Here is a 3476-nt window from a genome sequence, read left to right on the forward strand (position 1 = left end):
AAAGAAGGCTGAAAAGCCGCCTGAACAAAAGCCGCCGCCGCCGAAACCGCCAGACGACCAGGTTCTGAAGCGCGTTTTCCAGTACGGCCAGAAAGATACCGGGCCGGAGAAATCGCTCGACGGAAGCAGCGCTAAACCCAACACGCCGTCGCCGGCCAAGGATGAGGCTGCAAAGCCGCCTGTCGCGCCGACACCCGTGCCGACGGAGCCCGCCCCGGCTGCAACGCCACAGCAGAAGGCAGACCCCAGCAAGCCTGACGAGAAGCCGGCCACCGTTGCGCCGGACGAAAAGCCCGCGCAAAGCGAGGAAAAGCAGGCGACCGAGGACACCGACAAACAGCAGCCGGACAAACAAGAACTCGCACCGCAACCTGACGAAAAGCAAGCCGTCGTGACGCCAAAGCCATTGACGGCTGAGACCGGTGACAAGCCGGCGCCTCCAGCTTCGACTGGAAAGGCAAAGTCCAAACCTGCCAAGACAATGACGTTCAAACCCGCAAGAGCTTTCAAAGCGCCGATCGGGAATGCTGGAAGGTCAAATCCCACCAACGACGACGTTGCAGGATCACCAATCTATTCCGGCCTTCCGGGCGTCAGAAAGCTTTACTCGCAAGGGGCAACCGGCAATGCGTTCGCTACAAGCTCCATGGAGAATGTGCCGCGCGGTCAGCGGGTGGCCACCCTTTGCGGCAACGTTCTGAGCCGGGAACTGCAAAGTGCCGACTATACGGTCAAATGGGTGCCAACCATTACGCTGGACAAAGGCAATGTTCTCAATCCTCCGCAGGCCGCCTTCAGCACCAGAAACGCTTGGTACAACCTAAATTTCCGATGCGAAGTCGACGCCGATGCGACGAGGGTCCTGTCCTTCAACTTCCGTGTGGGCTCACTCGTGCCGCCTGGCGAATGGGCCAGCCGTGGATTCACAAAGTATCGTCTAAACTAGGCCGGCACACCAAACCTAGCCAATTGCCGGCTAACTTCTTGCCAGTCGGCGCAGACGAAATCGGCACCGGCAGCCGTCAGCCGCGCGGCGTGCTCGGCATAGGTATGGCCGCCACCGGTGTAGCCGATCGCCGTCATGCCGGCGGCGATCGCGCCCTGGATGCCGAAGGGCGAGTCCTCGATGACGATGCAGTCAACGGGATTGGCGCCGATCTTGTCCGCCGCGAAGAGGAAGATGTCCGGCGCGGGTTTGCCGTTCTTGACCATCGAGGAACTGTAGATCGCATCGCCGAAGAAACGCGCCAGCCCGGTCACCGCAAGGCTGTGGTTTATGCGCTCGACGGAGGAGGACGAGGCGACACAGCGGTCGCCTGCAAGCGCCTCCAGAAAGGCAGTGATTCCCGGTGTCGGCTTCAATTCCTGCGAGAACAGCACCTTGGTCTCGGCCCAGATGTCGCCGTCCGCCGCCGCCGGAAACTGGTGGCCGGTCAAATCTTTGATCCTGGCGATGATATCGGACTGCTTCATGCCGATGCATTGGGCGATGACGCTGGTGTTGACGCCGGGCATGCCGTGCTTTTCGTAGACGCGCTCATAGGCGCGGGCGGCCAGAGGCTCGCTGTCGACAAGAACGCCGTCGCAATCGAAAATAATAGGCCTTGGTCGCGCCACGCGTTTCCCTCTCGAGTCAATTTTCGCACATCGCTATCGGCAAAAAGTCAAATGTTCAATAGCACGTGCGGTTTTGGGGGCGCGAAGAGCGGGCTCAAAGCTGGCGCAACGCATCGCTCGCACGGGAAGACACGAGCGCCCGTTGCATGGCTTGCCGGGACTGCGCGCGATCCGGGGTGATCCAGTTCGGTTCGGCGCCGAGAAAGCGGTCGAGGAAAGCCACCGCATAGGCCGGCATCTCGGTCACATTCTCGCGATAGGACCACCAGGTGCGCAAATCGTCGGCGCATTTGTCGATCCCGGGTGTCGTGCCGAATTCCTGCTCGTGGATCGCCGAAATCACCGAGACGCAGTAGTTGGTGTAGAGGAAACCCTCCGGCCAGAAGCGGACGATTTCCAGCGTGCCGGCGTTCGTTTCCGTCTCGATCAGCTGCGTGAGGCCGGAGATTTCCCTGGCCGGCGCCTGTTTTATCAGCTCACGCAGCACGAGGCCGGCGGCAAAGACGATGAAGTCGGCGCGGTCGATCGCGGCGAAGCGCTTCTGCCCCTCCATGATCTCGACCCAGTCGAGAAAGGCCCTGGTGAGCTTGGCCTCGTCGATCTCGAAGCGCACGCCGAACGTGTCCGAGACCACCTTGGCGCTGCCGCGAAAGGTGGCGCGGAACCAGCGCAACTGCCGCAGCCGATGGCGAAGATCGGGCATCAAGGCCAGTTCGTCCCTGAAGGGCAGGTCCATGTTTCCTCGTATCCTGTTTCCCGGTCAGCCTAGCACAAGCGCGCCGCCGCCGAAATCTGTCAGCGGCCCTGTGGATGACCGCTTCAGAGGCCAATATCATACATATTGACATTCTCGGAAACAAATGTTCTCACTTTGCTGTTGTCACGCGCCGGTCCAAGGTGCGATTCAACTGAGGCTTCGGGAGGAGAACCGAATGGCGATTTGGCAGTGGGGACTGCTTCTGCTGGTTATCGTGTGGGCGCTGCAGTCGCTCGGCGTCTGGCTGCAGATGCGGCATTATTCGGATGTCTTCAGGGGCGTCACCGACCAGTACAAGGACGGCTTCGTCGGAGCCGGCAATTTTCGCGGCCGGTTGGCCAAGGGCACCATCGCGCTCGTGGTGGTGACGCCCGATCTGGTCGTGCGCCGCCTGATGGTGATGAGCGGCCGTTCCGTCTTCACCAAGTTCAAGAGACATGAAGAATTCGAGGGTGTTCCCCTCGATCGACTCCGGTCCAACCCTGCAATCATGGGGGAGGGGGAACCCGGTGTGGCCGAGGCCGTGAAACGGGCGATCGAGCAGATCGACAAGACACGGTCGGAGCCGGGGAAGAAGCCGGGCCTGTCCGGTTTGAACGTAGCAAGGGCTTAGAGCCGGATGATTTCGGGCTCTAAATCAAAGGGATAGAGGACGCCGCGCACCGACTGGGATCAACCGGCGGGTGGCATAAGGAGGAGAAATGTCTGTATTTTCGTTGTTGGCGCAGCATGCCGACATGGCCGTGCACAATCTGCATGTCGCAGGTGCCATGGTTTCGGATGCCGCATTGCATGGCAAGCTCGCTGTCGAGCATGCCTCCGACCATCTCGTTGTCCTCGCACAAGCGGACAGCGGACCGATCACCGTCGATCAGTTCAAGGAAAAGCTGAAGGACGTCCAGCAGGAAGAGCAGCTCGGCTGGCTGACCGCCATCGGCAAGTACTTCATCGGCATCTTCCAGAAGGGCGGCGAGGTCTTCGCCGGCTTCGTCACCGGCATCATTCCGACGCTGGTCGTGCTGATGACGGCCTTCTATGCCGTCACCGAACTGGTCGGTGAAGAGCGCGTGCATGGCCTGGCGCGCGGCGCCGGCCGGATCGC

The 3476-nt window shown here is 61.0% G+C and carries 5 protein-coding genes; 3 read left to right on the forward strand and 2 right to left on the reverse strand.

The window, feature by feature from the left end; all coding sequences use genetic code 11:
• Nucleotides 1-946 (forward strand): DUF930 domain-containing protein (locus EN969_RS22225; RefSeq protein ID WP_127419398.1); only part of this gene is annotated, 946 nt, incomplete at its 5' end.
• Here the strand turns inward: EN969_RS22225 and EN969_RS22230 are convergent.
• Together EN969_RS22230 and EN969_RS22235 are read right to left on the reverse strand one after the other, a co-directional pair.
• Nucleotides 943-1617 (reverse strand): HAD family phosphatase, encoded by a 675-nt coding sequence (locus tag EN969_RS22230; RefSeq protein WP_024503715.1) that lies wholly within the window; start codon nt 1615-1617, stop codon nt 943-945. The two genes, EN969_RS22225 and EN969_RS22230, sit on opposite strands and share 4 nt — an antisense overlap.
• Before the next feature lie 94 nt (nt 1618-1711).
• Nucleotides 1712-2353 (reverse strand): hypothetical protein, encoded by a 642-nt coding sequence (locus EN969_RS22235; protein WP_063169124.1) that lies wholly within the window; start codon nt 2351-2353, stop codon nt 1712-1714.
• Between the two features lie 196 nt (nt 2354-2549).
• Here EN969_RS22235 and EN969_RS22240 point away from each other — a divergent pair, with 196 nt between their 5' ends.
• The gene (locus tag EN969_RS22240) at nt 2550-2987 is read left to right on the forward strand and encodes a transcriptional regulator GutM (protein ID WP_013529327.1); all 438 of its coding nucleotides are present in this window, start codon (nt 2550-2552) and stop codon (nt 2985-2987) included.
• Between the two features lie 88 nt (nt 2988-3075).
• On the forward strand, nt 3076-3476 hold a 401-nt coding region (locus tag EN969_RS22245), incomplete at its 3' end, for a PTS glucitol/sorbitol transporter subunit IIC (protein WP_206525205.1).

Source organism: Mesorhizobium sp. M7A.F.Ca.CA.003.01.2.1 (assembly GCF_003998945.1).
Taxonomy (GTDB): Bacteria; Pseudomonadota; Alphaproteobacteria; order Rhizobiales; family Rhizobiaceae; genus Mesorhizobium; species Mesorhizobium ciceri.